Origin of the sequence: Muribaculum intestinale, assembly GCF_002201515.1 — a bacterium.
Classification (GTDB): domain Bacteria; phylum Bacteroidota; class Bacteroidia; order Bacteroidales; family Muribaculaceae; genus Muribaculum; species Muribaculum intestinale.
The window spans coordinates 506,046-527,095 of sequence record NZ_CP021421.1; the positions used below are offsets into that span (position 1 = coordinate 506,046).

Here is a 21,050-nt window from a genome sequence, read left to right on the forward strand (position 1 = left end):
TCATCAACAAAATCCACACCAGCCATGCACTTACACAACAATCATAACTTAAGGCGTGCGGCTATTGCCGTTACTGCCATGATGTCATGCGCGTCGCTTTGGGCAGATATTACAGTATCCATTTCGGCCATACCGCTGAAGAGAGCCATGAAAGAAATCGAGAAGGTGTCTGACCTTCACTTCCTATACAAATCAGATCTTCCCGGACTCAACAGACACGTAACCCTCTCGGTAAAAGACGCAAGCAACAAAGCTACTCTCGACAAGCTGTTTGAGGGGAGCAACCTGCGATATAAAATCGAACATAACAATGCCGTGGTTGTATACCATGAGTCACAGCCGGTCAGTCTCGAGGAGCTGATGACCGACTCGTCCGCACAGACCATTGAGATAACCGGCGTGGTCAGCGACGCATCCGACGAACCCCTAATCGGGGCTACCGTCAAGGTCAAAGGCTCCTCCATAGCAGTGGCAACCGACATCAACGGTCGATTCTCTATCAAAGGAGTAAGAAAAGACGCGGACATTGAGGTGTCGTATATCGGCTACGAGCCTAAAGAACTTACCGTATCCCATGCCGGACAATATGACATTATACTGCACGAGGGTGCCACAGCACTCGACGAGGTAGTAGTGGTAGGCTACGGACAGCAGAAAAAAGTCAATCTGACAGGAGCTGTCACTGTAGTGAAGGCCAAGGATATCAATGGACGACCCACTGGCAATGCCGCCACAGCGCTGCAAGGTGCTGATCCCTCGCTCAACCTCAAGATGGGATCGGGAGGTCCCGATGCAAGCGCATCAATCAACATTCGTGGTGTAACATCAATCAACGGAGGCTCGCCCCTCATACTTGTCGACGGAGTAGAGATGAATCTCGCCCGTATCAATGCAAATGATATCGAAAGCGTATCTATTCTCAAAGATGCATCGGCAGCGGCGGTATACGGAGCCAAAGCATCGGCCGGAGTGATACTCGTAACAACCAAGAGCGGACAAGAGGACGCAGCTCCCAAAATATCGTTCGACCTGAAAGCGGGATGGATGCAGTCGACTGTATCTACCGATTTCATATCATCGGGATATTGGTCAACATATATCAACGACCTTTTCATGAATCAACAGAAGGGTGTCGACTACACCACATACGATGAGTATGACTATGCCGAACTATGGATGAGACTTGACCAAAAGACAGAGTCGGCCGAGCGTCCATGGGCAATACCTACAGCCGACAACCACTACCGTTATTACGCCAACAACGACTGGTATGACCACTATTACCGCAAAAGCCGTCCGATGCAGGACTACAACATATCGATTACCGGCGGCAGCAAACGCATAAACTACTACATAAGTGGACGCGCCTATATACATGACGGCAATCTCAAGGTACAGAACGACGAGTTTAAATCATACTCCATGCGTGCCAAACTCGACATCAAGATTACCGACTGGCTAAAATACAGTTTCAATACTTCTTTTTTCGAATCCACCTACGAACGTTCAGGGTCGAGCGACCTTAACGATTTCTTCTACCGCTCGGGCAACCATGCTCTTTCTTCATTCCCCTCAACAAATCCCGACGGCACATCGCTGTGGGATATATCCGGAATCATCACCAGAGGTACAGCCAAGGTAGGCGACGGATACAACGCTCTGATGAATTACGGCAAACACAAAAACAAAGACCAGAACCGGGAATATCTTGTAAAGAACCAGCTCACAGTCACTCCAATAAAGGATTTGTCAATCGTAGCCGATTACTCCTACCTTTTCAGGTCGCTCAACCGTGAGATGCGCCGCGTAAATGTACCCTACAGCAATACAATCGGAACCATAAACTGGATTACAGGCTCCGACGACTCAATGTGCTGGGACATGTTTACACGAGGCATGACCCAAAATATAACCCAGACAATCAACGCCTATGCCACCTATAATCCCACCTTTGGCGAAAACCACATAACCGTTACCGGAGGGTTCAATGGCGAAATATACCGACATCTCTATTTCAAGGGCGAGCGCCAGGATCTCATGAGCCCTGACCTGAACACCCTGAATATCGCCACAGGTGAGGTAAAGGACTTCAAGGACGAAATCCAGAACTCTGTCACCTACGGATATTTCGCCCGCATAAACTACGACTATGCCGGACGCTATCTTCTCGAACTTTCCGGCCGTTACGACGGGTCATCGCGATTCTCAAGCAATCACCGCTGGGGTTTCTTCCCATCCGCATCGCTCGGATGGCGCTTCACCGAAGAGAAGTTCATGAAAGACATGTCTAACTGGTGGAACAGCGGTAAAATACGACTGTCAGTAGGCACACTCGGCAACCAGCAGGTAGGATACTATGATTATATCCAGAAACTGACCACAAATCAACTGATGGACGACATCACATTCGACGGCACGACATACGTAAACTATGCCTCGGTATCAGCTCCGCCGGCATCCGATCTCACCTGGGAGAAAGTCACCACATACAACGCCGGCATTGACCTCAGCTTCCTTAACTCACGACTCAACCTTACAGGCGATATATTTATCCGCGACACAAAGGACATGCTTACCTCTGGCTCCCAGCTACCCGCCGTGTACGGAGCCTCAGTGCCTAAGGCCAATTGCGCCGACCTGCGCACACGAGGATTTGAAATCGGGCTTGCATGGAATGATGATTTCCATCTGCTCGGCTCCAACTTCCACTACAGCATCGGTGCCGGAATTGGCGACGCCCGCTCCAAGATAACAAAATTCGACAATCCCGGACGCCTTTTGTCAAAACATTACGCCGGAGAAGAGATAGGAGAAATCTGGGGATATGAAATAGACGGCCTGTTCCAGACAAACGAAGAGGCTTTGGAATATATGTCGAAAGTCGACGGCTCTACATATGTATATTCCGACTACTACAGCTTCGGCCCCGACTCATGGCGAGGTGTACGTGCCGGCGACCCGCGTGTCGTAGACCGCAACGGCGACGGCCAGATTACCCCGGGCGACAACACTGTCGACAATCCCGGCGACCGAAAGATTATAGGCAACACCACCCCTCGCTACAACTACAACATCCGCGGGTCAGTGGAATGGAAAGGTATCGACATCTCTGTATTCTTCCAAGGTGTAGGCAAGTGTGACTGGTATCCGGGCAACGAGGCCCGTAGCTTTTGGGGACCATACTGCCGTCCATACAACGCATACATACCAGAGGGATTTCTTGAAAACGTATGGAGCGAGGACAACCGTGATGCCTACTTCCCCCGTCCATGCGCTTACGCAGCCTATGGCTAAAAAAATCCGATGGGCAATGCAAACACCCGCTACCTACAGGATGTGAGCTATCTGCGTCTGAAAAATCTCACCATAGGGTATACTCTTCCGGTACTCAGGCATACATTCCGCGAACTACGTGTATACTTCTCCGGCGAAAATCTCTTTTACTGGTCGCCTTTCAAGAAGTATTGCAAGACCATTGATCCGGAGACGGCCACCAACTCCGGTAAAAAGAGCAACGACGCCCTTACCTACGGATTTTCCAAGTCACTTACATTAGGTGTAAACATAGTATTTTAAACATGCAATTATGAAATCTATATATAAGTATCTATGCATTATCCCGGCGATTGCTATCGCCTTATCCTCATGTACGGATATGAATCAGATTCCGGAGGACCGAATGTCACCGGAGACATACTTCCGATCAGAGGCCGAACTTGCCCAATATACCAATTCATTCTACACTCTTGAACCAAACGTAGGTGACTTCAGATGGTTTATGGAATCCGGCGAACTCATACAGCATGAGACCCTGCCACGCGAAATAGCAGGTACACGACCGCTCCCATCTGCCGCCGGTGATGTAGGTTGGAACTGGGGCACACTCCGTAATATAAACTACTACCTGCAGAACTCTTCAAAATGTACCGACACATATGTACGCAACCGTTACGACGGTGTAGCCTACTTCTTCCGTGCGTTTTTCTACTACAATATGCTCACCAAATTCGGCGAAGTACCATGGTATGATCAACCTATCGGCAGCGCGGATACCGAGTTGCTATGTAAGCCGCGCGACAGCCGCGATGTAATCATTGGCCATATCATAGATGACTGCGACCGGGCTTTCGACCTTCTCCTCCCATATGGCAAAAAGACTACTGAAATATGCGCATGGACAGCTCTTGCACTGAAGTCCCGAGCCACACTATTTGAAGGTACTTTCCGCAAATACCATGCAGGCACAACCTTCAATGCCACATCCCTGTCAGGCGACCGCCTGCTTGAAATCTGTGCAGACGCATCAAGGAAACTGATAGACGAAGGTGGCTACAGACTCTATACAGACACCGGTGAGCCTTACCGCAATCTCTTCGCCACTATCGAACCCCGTGCCGAAGAGGTAATATGGGCAAGAATATATGGTGATCAGGTAGGCGGACGCCACAATGCCAACGACGAGTCAAAGACTCGGTTCGCATCAATGACAAAGCGATTTGCCAATCTGTTCCTCATGACCGACGGAAGCCGTTTCACTGACAAGAACGGATGGCAGACTATGGGGTATATCGACGAATGCAAGAACCGCGATCCACGCATGGCCCAGTCAATTCTATGTCCCGGCTACAAGCAGATGGGACAGGACAAAGTACAGGCCATCGCACTTAACTATACCGAAGGCTGCTATCAGTTTATCAAATATGTCATGAGCGATGATTATGACGCATTCCGCCAAAGCCGTGCTTCAATGCCGATATTCCGCCTCGCAGAAGTCTATCTTAACTATGCCGAAGCTCTTGCCGAACTCGGCACAATTACACAGGATGACATTGACATATCTGTCAACCGACTGCGCGATCGCGTGGGTATGCCACATCTGAGCGTTGCCGACGCCAACTCCACACCCGACCCTTACATGATGAGCGAAGAATGGGGCTACCCCAACGTTACTCGTTCGGCCAATACCGGAGTCATACTTGAGATACGACGTGAACGTCTTATCGAACTTTCACTCGAACTTGTACACTACAATGATATTCTGCGCTGGCGTGAAGGCAAAGTATACGAAAAGCCATTCTATGGCATGTACTTCCCTGGCCCCGGAAAATATGACATGACAGGCGACGGAAAGGCCAATGTATGTATATACACCGGGAAAAAGCCATCAGGCATAGGACTTAAATTCCTGGAAATTGACAAAGACATCTTTCTGTCAGAAGGCGACAAGGGATATGCCGTGAGGTTTGGCAGCGATGCATTCAAACGCACATGGAATGAGAATCGCGACTATCTCTACGGCATCCCAACCAATGAGCGCTCACTATCCAACGGTGCCCTCTCGCAGAATCCAGGATGGAACGACGGACTCTCATTCTAAGAGCTTGTTTAATAATAAATGTTACCGTCAGGGCGGTCAGTCGGCGAGCAGATTTCCGCTTGTGATGAGGGAGTTATGGGGCTCCATAACGACCGAAGAACGGGCGGAAATATGCCGGCGAATGACCGAAGTGATGTAATTTGTTCCATATTGTTGATATATTTTTACATTTGCTTTAAAGCAGGCAAGAGATTGAATGGTTATAAAGCTACCTTTTGTCTCGTATATCTTGGCCGCTTTTCGCCTTGTTCCTCAGTCATGTACATAAAGTACACTCCTTCGTCACATGTCGAAAATCGACTCAAGCTATACGACCCTGGCGGCAACATTTATTATTAAACAAGCTCTAACTGTCACGACTATCAGAAAGGGTCGCCGACATCTTTTGCCAAAATGGAATTGGCGACCCGCATTCATCAATCATACACCAAACCAATCATCATTATTTTTTACCGACATCATGAAAAAATTTACTTTATTCGCATCAGCATGCCTCATGGCAACACTGAATGCCAATGCTACCGAATGGTTCTGCTCACCCGCCGGCGCCGGTGATGAGAGCGGCGACTCCTGGACCAACGCCTTCCCGGCCGAAAGTATTGCCGACGTAATCGAGAATGTCGAGCCCGGAGATATTGTGTATCTTCTTGAAGGCACATATACCGGCACTCAGATTCGCCCTGTAGTTGGCATATCAGTAATCGGCGGCTTTCCTGCCACAGCCACAGATACCGATACTTCCGGATACAATCCATGGGTCAACAAAACAATATTCAATGCTCAAGGGAAAAACGGGACCGGGCCCTTTATAAAAGTATCGGGAGGCGACAATCCCTCATATGAGCCTACAACATTCAAAGGTATCACTATCACAGGTGCCGTCGGACAGCAGACCACTACATATAGCGGCACCGCCTTCAATTGCACACGTGCAAAAGTACTTATGGAAGATGTCGTATTCGACAGCAACACCTCGTGGTGTGGCGGCGTTGTAGTGCCGGCATCAGGCTCAAAGTTCCATGCAAAACACTGTGTATGGACTAATAATAAGAATATCAATACCGATGTTTCAAAGAACAATTGGTTTCAGTGTATACTCAATGGCCGCGGATCAGAGACCGAAGTCACAGACATAGTGCTTGAGGGATGTGTAATGGTCAACAACACAATCGAGAGTCCCGAAGCCAAAGCAGCGGCATGCTATGGAGGTGGAATGTCAATGCAGGACAAAGGCGCGACACTTGCAATGGTTAACTGCTTTGTCGATGGCGGAGGCCTGACAATCAAGCAGAACGGTGGTTTCCTGAGATGCGCCAACGCAACCGCTTCAAACAATTATATCACTAATTTCTTCGCATTCAATACACTATGTAATTTCAAGACCACAGCATCTGAATGCAAAGGCAATCTTATATCATTCAACGGTTATGCTCCTTTCTATATTCAGGGAAATCTGATGATTACCGACACAAAGGCAACATCCAACGATGACAAAGCCAACAATGCGATTTTCGTTCAAGGATGGAACTCCAAGGACATGTCCGACATACTCTCGGGAGGCGACAACTCAATTACAGGAAGTATATTCAGCACCTATGCCGCCAATAATTGTACAGTGCGCACACAGCAGTCTACCGACAACTGGCTGGCACCGGCAATGTCGGAAGTATTCGGTTCGAATAAAATCACAGAAAAAGACGGACGCTATTTCCTCGAACCGGTAGCCGCCTATGGTGACGTGAATCTTGCTGACGCCCTCGAAAACTATCAGAGCTATGAAATGCCTGAAAACTTCAGATGGGCCAATGTAGACCTGTCGGTCGATCTCTTCGGCAACAAGCGCGCCACTACCACCTATCGCGGAGCCTATGATCCAAATGCCAATCCCGCATCATCCGGCATTACATCGGTCTACACAACCGGAGGCTCGCAAATTATCATTACGTCAAAAGGCAACGGGAACTTCACCGTCAAAGGTGCTGAAGGTATGGCTACAGTGTACGACATGTCAGGACGTATCGTCAAAACACAACGTATCGACGACAGTATCCTGTCAATTACAGACGTTGCTTCCGGAATATATATAGTACGCCTTGGCGATGCTTCCGTCAAGATTGCCAGATAAGCATTTATCGTAACAATTATCCCATATTTTCACAATCGCAGGAGAGTAATATACGATTCATACCGGCTCTCCTGCGATTTATGACACAAAATCTCACACCCATGAAGCGATTCATCCCAATCCTACTTGCCTCTTTTGCAATTACATCAACTGGGGCTACCCATCGGCTCGCAACATACAATATACGATTCAACTCCGATTCCGATACAGAAGGTAAAGACTGGGGCCTGCGTGGACCGATATGCCGCGACATTATACTCAACTACGATTTCGATGTCGTAGGATTCCAGGAAGTGACAGGGAGCGGACGCTCCTATCGCAATCCTCTTACCGGACGAACTCAACTTGACGACCTTAGGGCATGGCTTACTGATTATGAACTCGTTGCCTGGGATCGCGACGGCACTGCACGTCGTGAATATGTGGCAACCGCATATAAAAAATCAAAATACGAGGCTATCGCACAAGGCTCTTTTTTCATTAGCCCCACACCCGACAAATTCTCATATGGATGGGATACCGCTATCGAGAGTCATCCTCGTGTCATCGGCTGGATACGTCTGAAGGTCAAGTCTACCGGAGAGGAATTCATCTATGCCACAACCCACACAAATAATGGCTGGAGTCTCGACGGTCCATACGGTTCCCAGCTAATCTCGTCAAGAATCAAGGAACTGGCCGGAGATTTGCCCGTAATGGTTGTTGCCGACTATAACTCCGCACGCAATGCTGCCCATGCACAGAAAGGTCTGAAAGCCTACAACGCCACATTCCATGACGCTGCAGTCGACGTTCCTGCCGACAAAAACTACTCCCTGCCGGTGACCAACCGCCAATGCACCTGGACATATAATGCCTATCATCCGGTATCCGACGTGACATATTCCGGGAGCGAGATTGACTTCCAATTCTACCGCGGCATGAACATTCTCGAGCGCCACATCGTGACCGAGGAATTCTCACACAACGGCATAAATTATCCCTCAAGCGACCATTTCCCAATCTATGTCGATGCTGAGCTATCGCCTACTCATGCAAAATCGATATTTGTCGACTGCAATGCCGGCGCTGGAGGCGACGGCTCTATAACCGCTCCATTCTGTACCATTTCGGAAGCGACTGCAATAGCTGATCTTGACGATACAATATATGTTGCCGAGGGCACATACCGTGAATCAGTACAGCCCAATCACACAGTAACAATAATCGGAGGATACACAAACGGATTCTCAAATACCGACGGCATGTCGATAATCGATGGAAACGGACTTGAACACCCGCCGGTATATGTGCCCGGACAGATATCGCTGACCATTAGAAATTTCAATATCATTGGCTACAAATCATCCAGCACATCGCTTGACGGCGCCGTACATTTCAGAGGCGCTGACCTGAAAATGGAGAACGTTGTGCTTGAGGACAACAGCGCACAGGAATACGGTGGTGCTCTTACAATATACGACACATCCAATCCAAAATACTGCGCATCCAATAATATCACCCTTTCCAACTGTATCTTTCGTGGCAACAGCGCAATATACGGTGGCGCGGCTGCCGTAGGAGTATACAGCCTGCTGCATATTGACGGATGCACATTCGACGGCAATACCGCAACAAAATCAGGAGGTGCCATGTACGTGACATTCGGTAGCCCCGAGGCATCACGCATATGGTTTACCGAGGCCGAGGCTCTTATTGTCAATTCATCATTTACCAATAACAATTCGGCATGCTCTGGAGCCTTATACATTAACGACGAAATGCCCAATGTGACCATAACCACGGTCAACACAACCTTTGCCGGCAATACCATCAATGCCAAGGGTGGTCTTCCAAACGTGCTCAAGACATATGGAGGCACAGGACTGCACGCAAAACTCGCCAACCGTCCATCCGACTCAAAACTCACAAAAGTCAGTGACTCCAAAATCAATCTCGGTCATGTGACAATCACTGGCAATCACGCCACATGTACCTCTCCGGCCAACTTTCTGGCCTCAGCTTTGACTGTCGACGGAGGTATGACGAAGATTGTCAATAGTATTGTAGCAGCCAATACCACCAACGGCACCAATGCGAAGGCCGACGTGACAGTCGATGCCGAACGTCTTACAAAGGAAACACTCAATATATTTACAGCCCCGTCAACAATAAGTTTTGCTGCGGACACAAAGTCTCACACGGCACCAAACGCCTATGAAGGCATCAAAGCAATCGAGGCAATGATGGCAGGAAAAATTGATGACAACAAATTCATACCCGATATACTTTGCGACGACTCATACCCCACCCCGTTTGTTCCACTAATCTCAACAAAATTCGGAGGCGAAGACATGGCTACATTATCGATACTGATGCGAAATCTTGAAAAAGAATTCTCAGTAGATATCGATTTTGACGGCAGCATCGGCTCACAGCTGAAAACCGACCAGCTCAGACTCGACCGTAACAGCAAGTCCATGCCCGGAGCAGTGGAATTCAGAGAAAAATATTCCGCAATTGATGATATCGAAGCCGGGCATACCGTCAACAAGCCCGAGATGCTGGTGATGCGCGACGGGATAGTGCGGATAAGCGCAGACCGCCCGCTCGGACAGGTAAAGACTGTCGACCTATCGGGACGACTCGTTACGTCAACCGATACTGAAAATACTGACTTAACTCTCGATTTATCGTCAGTAAACGATGGGCTGTATATAATAATGTGTCTTGGCCACTCGTTTAAAATAATGAAATAGGTCAACTTTCATAACGAAACCAACAAGACGAAACCAACAAGTCTAACCATAGAATTTATGCTTAATCCTAAATCATTCATTATCTCTGCGGCAATCGCGCTTTCGCCGGTATATACGCAGACTGCGTCGGCCACCGACGTCAGCACTGAAGTCGCCAATCCTGTGGCTAACGAAAAGGCGACAGTCACATGCGGCAATGCCCGCTTTACGGTGCTCACCCCTCAGATGATACGCATGGAATGGTGTGCTGACGGAAAGTGGGAGGACAACAAAAGCCTGACATTCGTCAACCGTCGGCTTGACGTGCCTCGATTCAAAAGTAGCACATCAAAGAAAGGTGCTACCATTACCACTGACGCACTCTCGCTTACATATAAAAACGACGGGCGTCCGTTTGATGCCTCCAACCTTAAAATCACATTCAAACCCGGACTGAAAAAGATGACATGGACTCCGGGAACCACCGACTCGCTCAATCTGATGGGCACAACGCGCACGCTCGACGGATGCGACGGCAAGAAACTTGGCCGAGAGCCCATGGAGACCGGTCTGCTGTCAAGAAGCGGATGGGCCCTGATTGACGACAGCGGCAAGCCATTGATTGTGCCTACCGACAGCCACTGGAATGAATGGGTGGCCGAACGTAGCGAAGGCGAGCGGCAGGACTGGTATTTCCTCGCTTACGGACATGACTACAAGAAGGCTCTTGCCGACTACCAGAAAGTGGCCGGGCGCGCCATGCTGCCTCCGAAATCGACACTCGGCTACTGGTGGAGCCGCTACTGGCAATACTCCGACGACGAGATGGTCGACATCGTAGACAAGCTACGCTCATACGACATTCCCATCGATGTGCTGATTGTCGACATGGACTGGCATGATACCTTCGGACTCACAAAAAAGAATCCACGCAAAGACGAGTACGGACAGCGTGTAGGTTGGACCGGATACACCTGGCAGAAAGAACTGTTCCCCAATCCGAAAAACTTCCTCGAATGGAGCAATCGCGCGAATCTCCTCACCGCCCTCAACCTCCATCCCGCATCAGGCATACAGCCTTACGAAGAGTGCTACGATGCGTTTACAAAGGCATACGGCTGGACTGAGAAAGGGAAAAGCGTGCCTTTCAGAATCGACGAGCAGAAATGGGCCGACACATATTTCAATACCGTTCTCGCTCCGATGGAGGATATGGGCGTCGACTTCTGGTGGCTCGACTGGCAGCAGTGGCTCGACTCTAAGTACACCAAAGGACTCAGCAATACATTCTGGCTCAACCACACATTCTTCAGCCATGCCCGCGAACGCGCCTCTGAGGGTACCGACGGATTAAACAAACGCCCGTTTATCTACCACCGCTGGGGAGGCCTCGGCTCACACCGCTATCCTCTCGGATTTTCAGGAGACACATATGCCACATGGGAGACTCTGGCATTTCTGCCTTGGTTCACCTCGACGGCATCAAATGTCAACTATGGATACTGGGGCCACGACATCGGCGGACATATGTTTCATAAAGACATCAAGGAGACCGACCCCGAACTATATCTGCGCTGGCTTCAATATGGAGTGTTCACCCCGATTTTCAAGACCCACTCCACCAAGGACCGCCGCATCGTGCGCTATCCATGGGCATTCCCCGACCATCAGTTCATGATGCGCGACGCCATACAGTTGCGCTATGCGCTCGTGCCATACATTTACAATGCGGCACGCGCCAACTACGACACCGGCGTGGCGATGTGCCGACCGATGTACTACGAATATCCCGAGACCGACAAAGCATATAATGTGCCCGAGCAATATTTCTTCGGCGACGACATAATCGCCACAGCTGTCGCCCACCCTGTAGACACGGTGACAGGCCTCGCCGACCGTTCGGTATGGCTCCCCGAAGGAAAATGGTACGACTACTCCACCGGCCATCTCTACGACGGCAATACCGAACTCAATCTCTCCTACACGCTCGCTGAAAACCCATTTTACGTGCGTGCCGGAGCTATACTGCCCATGAATCCCTCATCGGTAAAATCGCTCCAGGTGCCCTGCGACACACTCGTACTTACGTTCATACCCGGCGCCGACGGCTCGCTTTCCCACTACGAGGATGACGGTGAGACCGACGCATATATCAACACTTACGCCACTACCGAAATCAGCAAAAACACTTCCGACAAAACTGTCAACGTAAAAATCGGAGCAAGAAAGGGCACATTCCACAACGCACCCTCCCGACGCGCCTACGAACTTCGCTTCCCGGCCACGATGCCACCGACATCAGTCGAGGTCGACGGAAAGGAATACCCATATTCCCGTTTCCCGCAGCCCGGCACATGGAGCTACGACGGCATGTCGCTTCAGCCGACCGTATACACCGAGATGCTCCCCGTCGATACCGATGCCGAAGTCGTGCTCCATTATGCCGACGGCATGGGCGATTCCGCGCGTCTATACGGCAAGCAGCAGATATTCCGTCGCTGCCGCACACTAACACCCGAATTCAAGGAAGAACAGAGCCTCAACGGCGAAAGCTATATTATGCTCCCTGAAGGATATCTCAAAGTATCACAGTGTCCCAACTTCATACTTGAGAATCCGCAGGCCATCGCCACCTATCTCGACGATTTCGACAAGGCATACAGCCAACTCCCTTCGATTATCAGGAATCATGAATACTCGGGCGACAGATTCAAGACACGAGTATCCGCACAACTCGGGCTGTAACGCTCTTTAACCCACAAAATAATTGCCGGATAGAACAACCGTGGTCATCTCTGACCCGACGGTTGTTTTATCCGGCAATTCTATAGGAGCTTCAACAAAAGTCTACTGCTTGGCTTGCTCCTCTTTTACGTCGACAGATGTCGCGTTGTCACTCCAGCCGCCGCCCAGAGCGAGATACAGATCAGCAAGCGCCGTCTGCTTGTCGCGCATGGCATTGCTCAGGCCGACACGCGCGTCAAAGTAGCTACGCTGAGCGTCAAGCACATTAAGATATCCGACAGCGCCGTTTATATATTGTACCTGGGCAAGCTCCATAGTAGCCTTGGCGTCACGCTCAAGTGCGGCCCACGAATCGTAGCTTTCCTGCACCTTGGTATAATTGCTTATCGCCGTACGCACCTCGGAGAACGCATTAATGACCACACCCTCATATCGGCTCACGGCCCCTTCGTAAGCAGCCTGAGCGGCTCTGTAGGCACCCTGACGCTTACCCCAGTCAAATATCGGGCCGAGCAGTCCGGCACTGAGAAACGACATCGGCGATTTCAGGAAATGGCCAAGTTCCTCATTCTCCAATCCGCCGGTAGCCGTAAGCGTAAGGCGCGGGAATCGGTCGGTATAGGCCACACCTACCTGGGCATATGCTGATTTCAGCCTCTCCTCCTCGGCCCTTATGTCGGGACGTTGCCGCAACAGAGTCGAAGGCATACCCACCGGAAGGCGCTCGGGCAGACTGAAATCAGCCGTACGGTCGGCATGCACTATGCCCGACGGATATTCGCCCATGATAGTCGATATGTTATTCTCCATAGCCGCGATACGCTGTTCGAGGCGCGGCAGATATGTAGCGGTGCGTGCGGTTTCGGTCTTTGCCTGAAGATACGAGGTCTCGGCAGTAAGTCCACCCTCGTAGCGGAGTTTTGCAATGCGCTCGCTTTCACGTCGGGCGGCAAGAGTGCTCTTTACAATCGCGAGTTCGGTATGCAACGCCACGAGTTCAAAGTAGGATTTTGCAGCCTCTGCCACAAGACTCATCTGCAATGCTCTCTCCGACCATATGGCCGCGCGAAGCTCCGATGCTGATTTATCGGATGCATAGCGGAGATTTCCCCAGAGGTCAGCCTCCCAGCTTACTGTAGCCTTAAGTCCAAACTCCGGGTCACCCTTATGGCTGTCACCACCATAATTGAGGGTCTCACGCTGTCCGTAGGCCTGTCCCGACACACTTGGCAGAAGCGCGGCCGAGGCCACCCGCTTCATCGCAGCGAGTTCCTTTATCCTCGCACGCGCCACAGCCAGGTCGCGGTTATTGCGCAGTGTCGCGTCGATTACAGCCTGCAAGGCAGTGTCGCCGTATATCTCCCACCAACTGTAATCGGCCATGGTCAGTGTATCGGCCGAGCCGTTCCATGATTCAACATACCGGTCGGGCATCACTGTGTCGGCATGTGGCAGATTTACGCCTACACGACACCCCGACAAGAGGAGCACAAGCCCCCCGCATATAGCCAATATATATTCAGTCAGTCTTGATTGCTTTACCATTATTTTTCCTGTTTTTATGCCGGGCCATAGCCGATTGGATTACAACAAAGAAGAATGCCACAAGCATGACTCCCGCCACTACGGCAAGAATCATTCCGAAAAACACACCGGTGCCTATCGAGCGGCGGGCAGCAGACCCGGGGCCTGATGCGATGACCATCGGGAGCATGCCGAGAATAAATGCCGTAGAGGTCATCACAATCGGACGGAAACGTAGTCGGATGGCATGTTTTGCGGCCTCAAGAGCCGACATACCACTGTCGGTACGCTCTTTGGCGAACTCTACGACCAGAATTCCGTTTTTAGCGGCCATACCCATGAGCATCACAAGTCCGATCTGGAAATAGATGTCATTTTCAAGTCCGAGAGCCCACGTGCCAAGATATGCGCCCAATACTGCCACCGGAAGCGACAGCAACACTGCGAGCGGCACTGTCCAGCTTTCATACAGAGCGGCAAGGAAGAGAAATACAAACAGAAACACCAGAGCGAGTATCATACCAGTCTGTGACCCGGCACGCTTCTGCTGATAGCTGAGTCCGCTCCACTCCACGCCGATATTCGACGGAAGATGCGTGCGGGCAAGCTCCTCCATACGCGCCATCGCATCGCCCGAACTGTAGCCCTTGGCCGCATCACCCATTATCAGCGCCGTATTAAACATGTTGAAACGGCGTATGGTGCCCGGGCCGGTAGTATAGCTTGTAGAGCCAAGAGCGGTAAGCGGGAGCATAGCTCCACCCGAACTGCGTACGAAGAAGAGTCCGATATTGTCGCGGTGCTCTCGATACGGGGCCTCCGCCTGTATATACACACGGTATATGCGGTTGAACATATTGAAATCATTCACATAAACCGCGCCGGTGAAAGCTTTCATAGTAGAGAACACATCGGCAAGAGGAACTCCGGCCAACATAGCCTTGTCACGGTCGACATCGAAATATAGCTGCGGAATATCGCTTTGCAGCGACGATGACAGCCCGCTTATCTCCTTGCAGCGCGCGGCATAGTACATAAGCGTGTCAGTGGCCTGGCGCAGATCGTCGAGAGTGGCGTCGCCGCGAGCCTCCAGCTGCATCTCGAATCCACCGGAATTACCGAGTCCGGGTATCACCGGCGGACGGCTCAGATATACCTTGCACTCCGGATATTCCTGCAATCCGGCACGCACCTCAGCCATCACATCGTCGATAGTCTCTCCGTCGCGCTCGCCCCAAGGCTTCATTATCACTGTGAGCTCGCTGCGCGCCTGGCTGCTGCCGACACGCGAACTGGAGCCGGCCACACTCTGCACGTAAGCTATAGCAGGATTATCCATCAGATATTCGACGGCACGCTCCGACACGGCGCGCGTACGCTCGAGAGTAGCTCCCTCCGGAAGCTCTATCTCTACCTTGAAATATCCCTGGTCCTCGACAGGAAGAAACGACGAGGGCATAAACTTGTTGATGAAGAAAATCGCCACAAGCATGACCGCAAATCCCGAAAGCATACGCTTGCGCTTGTTCACAGCCCGCGCGGTAACTGCCACAAAATGGCTGCTTCCCGATGAAAGCCAGCGATTTATAGCACTGAACAGACGGTTCTTAGGCCCCTCTCCGGCCGGACGCAGGATAATGGCACACATGGCCGGACTCAACGTCAGAGCCACCACCGTAGAAAGCAGCACCGACACCACGATTGTGACTGTAAACTGACGATACATCTGGCCAATAATGCCTCCAAGGAAACTCACCGGAACAAACACAGCAGCCAGCACAAGCGACGTAGCGATAATCGGACTTGTAAGGTCGGCCATGGCGCGCTTGGTAGCCTCGCGCGGAGGCAGATTCTCATCATGCATCACACGCTCCACATTCTCGACCACCACAATGGCGTCATCGACGACAATACCTATGGCGAGAACCAGTCCGAGCAATGTGAGCATATTGAGCGAGAAGCCAAACATGAGCATGAAGCCAAACGTACCTATAAGCGAAATAGGCACGGCAATAAGTGGAATAAGCGTCGCACGCCAGCTCTGAAGCGACAGGAATACCACGAATATAACCAGCACGAGCGCCTCAAAAAGCGTCTTGTAGACTTCATGCACCGACTCGTTGATATAGGTGGTCATATCGAAGGGGAAGGCATAATCGAGGCCTTCCGGAAAACTCTTGCTTATCTCTTTCATAGCCTCGCGCACCTCGCGGGCCACATCGATGGCATTGGCTCCGGGGAGCATATATATGGCGAGCACTGCCGCGTTCTCTCCGTTGATACCGCTCTCGGTATTGTAGCTTTGCGCTTCAAGCGATATACGCGCCACATCGCGCAGACGTATTATCGAGCCTTCGGAATCGGCACGTATGACAATCTCCTCAAACTCCGATACCGACGACAGACGCCCCTGTGTGGTAATAGGCACAGTGACATCGAGTCCCTTTACAGGCTGCTGTCCGAGCACTCCTGCCGCCGACTCTCGGTTCTGGTCCTTGAGAGCTTTCTGAAGGTCGGCGACAGTGATGCCAAGGTCGGCCATCTTGTCGGGCTCGACCCATATCTGCATCGCATAATATCGTCCTCCGATATTGCTTACGCGTCCAACGCCCGGGAGACGGCGTATAAGGTCTATCACATTCAATGTGACGAAATTACTGAGATATATCTCATCAAACTTAGGGTCGGAGCTGGTGACCGTCATGGTCATCAGCTGGCTTGGAGACTGGCGCTCGACACTGATACCGTTCTGTACCACTTCCGCGGGCAGACGCGACTCTGCGAGTTTTACGCGATTCTGTATCTCTACAGCCGACAACTCGGGATTTGCCGATATGTCAAACGTAATCGTGGCATTGAAACTGCCCGAATTGTTGCTGGTCGACTCCATATAAAGCATACCGGGCGTACCGTTAAGTTCCTGCTCGATAGGAGTGGCCACCGCCTGCGATACAGTGAGCGCGTTGGCTCCGGGATATGAGGCGCTTACCTTCACCACCGGAGGCGTTATCTGCGGATACTGGTCGACAGGAAGAGCAATAAGCCCGATAATGCCGACAATCACAATCAGCAGCGATATCACTGCTGAAAATACCGGTCGGTCAATAAAAAATCCAGGTTTCATCACTCGCCCTCCTCAGTCTTATATGTGACTTCCATTCCTGGCGACAGTTTATGCTGCCCTTCGACAACCACCATCTCCCCTGCGACAAGACCGCGCTCGATTACAACACGGTTGTCGACCTCGGGGCCGATTTCCACAAATCGCTTCTCGACTTTTCCCGAAGGGAGCATCACATATACGTAGCTTGCGCCACGCTCTACGATAAGCGACTTTACAGGAACCACTACGGCGTCCTCCCGAACGTCGAGCAATATCTTTACCTTTGTAAACTGGCCGGGGAGCACCGCACGCTCGGGATTGGGCATTGTGGCGCGTACGGAGAATGTGCCTGTCTTCGGGTCGACCTGCGGCTCGGCGAAGTCGACCAGACCACGGCGCAGATATACGGTATTGTCGGCGAGGGTAATCGTGACATATGGCTGCCATGAACGCGACGAATCGCGCTCGCCGAGCTCCACATTACGCTCGCGGCTTTTCAGATAGTCAAGCGATGTCATACTGAAATCGATGAGCACCGTGTCGCTCTTGACGATTGTGGCAAGCAACGATTTTCCGCCCGGGCCTACCAAAGTGCCCAGGTCGACATTGCGCTCGGATATGCGTCCGCTTATGGGTGAGCGCACTGTAGTATAGCTGAGTTCCAGACGAGCCTGAGCAAGGTCGGCGCGGCTCATAGCCACTTCCGCCTGGGCTGTCTCGTATGCAGCCACGGCGTTGTCGAGGTCAAGACGCGACGCGGCATTCTGAGCATAGAGCGGACGCACACGCTCAAGATCGCGAGCAGCCTTCTGGGCCTGTGCCTCATTCTTCTTAAGCTGGGCCTGCGCCTTATCGACATTGGCCTGATAGGTGTCCGGATTAATCACAAACAGCACCTGCCCTTTCTCTACATGGGAGCCTTCGTCAAAGAGCATCTTCTCCAGATATCCCTCGACGCGCGCGCGTACCTCTACAAACTGGGAGGCTCTTACACGACCCACATATTCACCATATATCTCTACATCGTCGATACGTGCCGGCGCCACAGTGACCACAGGAGATAACACAGTAGCAGATGGTTTACGCAAAAGAATCACTGCCGCTACAGCAATGGCGACAATTACACACAGCAATACAGCCAAAGCTACAATACGCTTATTGCGCGGCAATTTGGAAAATGATTGTTTCAGCATAATAATGTGTGAGGTAGTTATTACCTTGAATTTAATGTGATGACAATATAGCAAAATGCTCTATTATCATTAAACAACAACAAATGGATATAGTTCTCTCAGACGATAAAATTACAAACTTTTTCCATATAATAAAACGGTATGTCAATAAACTGTAGAAGTATGTCAATAAACCGCCCGTAGCAGACGCAAAAAAGGCCGTCCCTATGCATATGGACGACCTGTAATATGGCGCTTTACATCAAAGCTACTGATATAGCCTTACATAATCAATCTCATATCTCATCGGCAATGCACCGTTGTCGATATCTCCTCCATGGTCGCCACCCAAAGCAAGATCAAGGAGGAAATAGTGAGGCTGCCTCATCGGATTCGTGCCATTGCCGACCGTACCGTTTACGGTATCATCAAGTGATACTTCATTAATCAGCTCTCCGTCAATATATATCTTCAATGCCGATTCATCCCAATCCATACGCCAGATATGGAATTTTGAAGCCCAGTCGGCATCCTTGGCAAGAAAATGCTCATAATTTACAGTCTTACTGTTCCATACGGCATCATATTGTCGGTCATTGCCCCAGGCTGCATTGGCAAGAATATGAGGTACCCCGTCTATTCTGTAATACTCCATTATATCGATTTCGCCACATGAAGGCCATGGCATGTCATTACCGAGAGTCCATATCGCAGGCCATGCACCCGGACCGACCGGGATGCGTGCGCGGACTTCAAGAGTACCATAGCGGAATTCTTTTTTACCCCTGGTATTTACCGAGGCTGATGTATATTCTATCGTAGGACGCGAGCGGCGCCAATCGGACGAGCCATCCTCAAACATAGGATTGGGGCTACGTGTCTTGCGCGCCTCAAGTATGAGCAGGCCGTCCTTACAATATGCGTTATCCCGATGATACCACTGTGCCTCATGATTACGGGCAAAGCCTTCCTCATAGTTCCATACGCTGTCGTTAAGAGGACCGTCTACGTCAAACTCATCATACCACACAAGTCTGCGCCCGTCAGCGGTGCGGTTGAGCACAGGAGCTATATCTACATACTTAACGACAGGAACAGAATCAACGTCGAAGTCTATAGGCAGACAAAGATATCGGGAGTCGGCAAGACAGCCGGGACGCCATTTGTCAGCAAAGAAATATACACTGTCGCCTACTACCAGAGGGAAAGCCCCCTGCCCACCGAATGTCGTGTCACTGCCCTCGCCTACAAATGGTGAAGGATGTTCGGTCCACTCTCCCATTATCCTGTCGGCCGAGAACATGCGTGCCTTATTTGGCGCCCATCCTGTACATCCCGAACATATCATCCAATATCGGCCATTTTTCTTAAACAAGACAGGAGCCTCGTTGTGTCCGGCAGGAAAAATACGTATATATTTGCTTGTATGGGCGTTGTAACTGCTGTTGAGTTCGGCGATGTTAAGCGTAAGATTCTCTTCTGAAGAATAAATATGATATGCCTTTCCGTCATCATCGACAAAAACAGTCATGTCGCGCGACATCTGGCCGCCCGATAAATCACGGATAAGAAACATACCCTTCTTCACAGCATCAAGCCACTCGGGACTCCATCCGGTGTATTCATCAGTGTTCCATTTGGCGCCACGCAATGATTTATCGAAATTCAAAGGATATTTACCGGGGTTGACTCTTCGGGAATATTTAAACTCGAATGGCCCATCCGGCCTGTCGCTCTCGGCCACAGCCACATGGGCGGCATCGTAGCCCCTACCCTTCAGTTCGTGGTGAAACCACATGACATATTTCTTTGTCTTAGGACAATACACTACCTTAGGGCGCTCTATAGTACAACCTTTCTGCACTGTGCTGGCGGTATCGTCGACCACCTTGAATGCAATGCCCTCGTTCTTCCAGTCAACAAGATCGGCGGACGAATAACACGCGACTCCCTTCTGATAATCCGCATCAAATCCGGGCCGGTGCTCCCCATACCAGTAATAGAGTGAGTCGGTCCTGATTATGTTTCCGCCATGGCAGTTTATGCGGTTGCTTTCAGTGTCGTACCACTCTGCACCGTTCACCAACGGACCTGACGCCATACCGGCTCCAAAAGCCGGGAAACACGACACACAGAGAATCACTAAAGACACGAAATGTGATAAACTAAACTTTTTCATTAATACAGAGTTGAAATATACATAAGGCCTCAATGATTACATGAAGCATCAGGCTCATAAGACATCCGATTTCATATTCATACCGATTTTTCCACTCATTGCCTGCTT

10 protein-coding genes are annotated in these 21,050 nt (G+C 50.6%); 6 read left to right on the forward strand and 4 right to left on the reverse strand.

Annotated features, from left to right (window positions below):
• Window positions 1-24 precede the first annotated feature (24 nt).
• The 6 genes from ADH68_RS02245 (at window position 25) to ADH68_RS02270 (ending at window position 12,964) form a co-directional block, all read left to right on the forward strand.
• The gene (locus tag ADH68_RS02245; protein WP_084273922.1) at window positions 25-3,294 is read left to right on the forward strand and encodes a TonB-dependent receptor; all 3,270 of its coding nucleotides are present in this window, start codon (window positions 25-27) and stop codon (window positions 3,292-3,294) included.
• A gap of 9 nt (window positions 3,295-3,303) precedes the next feature.
• Window positions 3,304-3,576, forward strand: coding sequence for a TonB-dependent receptor (locus tag ADH68_RS02250; RefSeq protein ID WP_084273921.1), 273 nt, complete (start codon window positions 3,304-3,306; stop codon window positions 3,574-3,576).
• Between the two features lie 10 nt (window positions 3,577-3,586).
• Window positions 3,587-5,377, forward strand: coding sequence for a RagB/SusD family nutrient uptake outer membrane protein (locus ADH68_RS02255; protein WP_068959982.1), 1,791 nt, complete (start codon window positions 3,587-3,589; stop codon window positions 5,375-5,377).
• Between the two features lie 496 nt (window positions 5,378-5,873).
• Window positions 5,874-7,502, forward strand: a complete 1,629-nt coding sequence (locus ADH68_RS02260) for a T9SS type A sorting domain-containing protein (RefSeq protein WP_099421466.1) — start codon at window positions 5,874-5,876, stop codon at window positions 7,500-7,502.
• Between the two features lie 101 nt (window positions 7,503-7,603).
• The gene (locus ADH68_RS02265; protein WP_068959980.1) at window positions 7,604-10,240 is read left to right on the forward strand and encodes an endonuclease/exonuclease/phosphatase family protein; all 2,637 of its coding nucleotides are present in this window, start codon (window positions 7,604-7,606) and stop codon (window positions 10,238-10,240) included.
• A 57-nt stretch (window positions 10,241-10,297) separates the two neighbouring features.
• Window positions 10,298-12,964: a glycoside hydrolase family 31 protein gene (locus ADH68_RS02270; protein ID WP_084273919.1), complete on the forward strand. Its 2,667-nt coding sequence runs from the start codon at window positions 10,298-10,300 to the stop codon at window positions 12,962-12,964.
• A 102-nt stretch (window positions 12,965-13,066) separates the two neighbouring features.
• Here the strand turns inward: ADH68_RS02270 and ADH68_RS02275 are convergent, their stop codons facing one another.
• The 4 genes from ADH68_RS02275 to ADH68_RS14000 all read right to left on the reverse strand — a co-directional run bounded on the left by ADH68_RS02275 (window position 13,067) and on the right by ADH68_RS14000 (window position 20,942).
• Complete coding sequence (locus ADH68_RS02275; RefSeq protein ID WP_068959979.1) at window positions 13,067-14,509, reverse strand: efflux transporter outer membrane subunit; 1,443 nt, start codon at window positions 14,507-14,509, stop codon at window positions 13,067-13,069.
• On the reverse strand, window positions 14,484-17,612 hold the full coding sequence (locus ADH68_RS02280; protein ID WP_068959978.1) for an efflux RND transporter permease subunit: 3,129 nt from the start codon (window positions 17,610-17,612) through the stop codon (window positions 14,484-14,486). Before ADH68_RS02280 ends, ADH68_RS02275 begins: the two co-directional genes overlap by 26 nt.
• Complete coding sequence (locus tag ADH68_RS02285) at window positions 17,612-18,784, reverse strand: efflux RND transporter periplasmic adaptor subunit (protein ID WP_068959977.1); 1,173 nt, start codon at window positions 18,782-18,784, stop codon at window positions 17,612-17,614. Before ADH68_RS02285 ends, ADH68_RS02280 begins: the two co-directional genes overlap by 1 nt.
• 247 nt (window positions 18,785-19,031) lie before the next feature.
• Window positions 19,032-20,942, reverse strand: coding sequence for a family 43 glycosylhydrolase (locus ADH68_RS14000; protein WP_157517391.1), 1,911 nt, complete (start codon window positions 20,940-20,942; stop codon window positions 19,032-19,034).
• Window positions 20,943-21,050 lie beyond the last annotated feature (108 nt).

Bases quoted from the DNA above. Each gene is read 5' to 3' on its own strand.
- ADH68_RS02270 (WP_084273919.1), top strand. From the start codon at position 10,298: ATGCTTAATCCTAAATCATTCATTATCTCTGCGGCAATCGCGCTTTCG.
- ADH68_RS02265 (WP_068959980.1), top strand. From the start codon at position 7,604: ATGAAGCGATTCATCCCAATCCTACTTGCCTCTTTTGCAATTACATCA.
- ADH68_RS02275 (WP_068959979.1), bottom strand. From the start codon at position 14,509: ATGGTAAAGCAATCAAGACTGACTGAATATATATTGGCTATATGCGGG.
- ADH68_RS02280 (WP_068959978.1), bottom strand. From the start codon at position 17,612: ATGAAACCTGGATTTTTTATTGACCGACCGGTATTTTCAGCAGTGATA.
- ADH68_RS14000 (WP_157517391.1), bottom strand. From the start codon at position 20,942: ATGAAAAAGTTTAGTTTATCACATTTCGTGTCTTTAGTGATTCTCTGT.
- ADH68_RS02255 (WP_068959982.1), top strand. From the start codon at position 3,587: ATGAAATCTATATATAAGTATCTATGCATTATCCCGGCGATTGCTATC.
- ADH68_RS02250 (WP_084273921.1), top strand. From the start codon at position 3,304: ATGGGCAATGCAAACACCCGCTACCTACAGGATGTGAGCTATCTGCGT.
- ADH68_RS02245 (WP_084273922.1), top strand. From the start codon at position 25: ATGCACTTACACAACAATCATAACTTAAGGCGTGCGGCTATTGCCGTT.
- ADH68_RS02285 (WP_068959977.1), bottom strand. From the start codon at position 18,784: ATGCTGAAACAATCATTTTCCAAATTGCCGCGCAATAAGCGTATTGTA.
- ADH68_RS02260 (WP_099421466.1), top strand. From the start codon at position 5,874: ATGGCAACACTGAATGCCAATGCTACCGAATGGTTCTGCTCACCCGCC.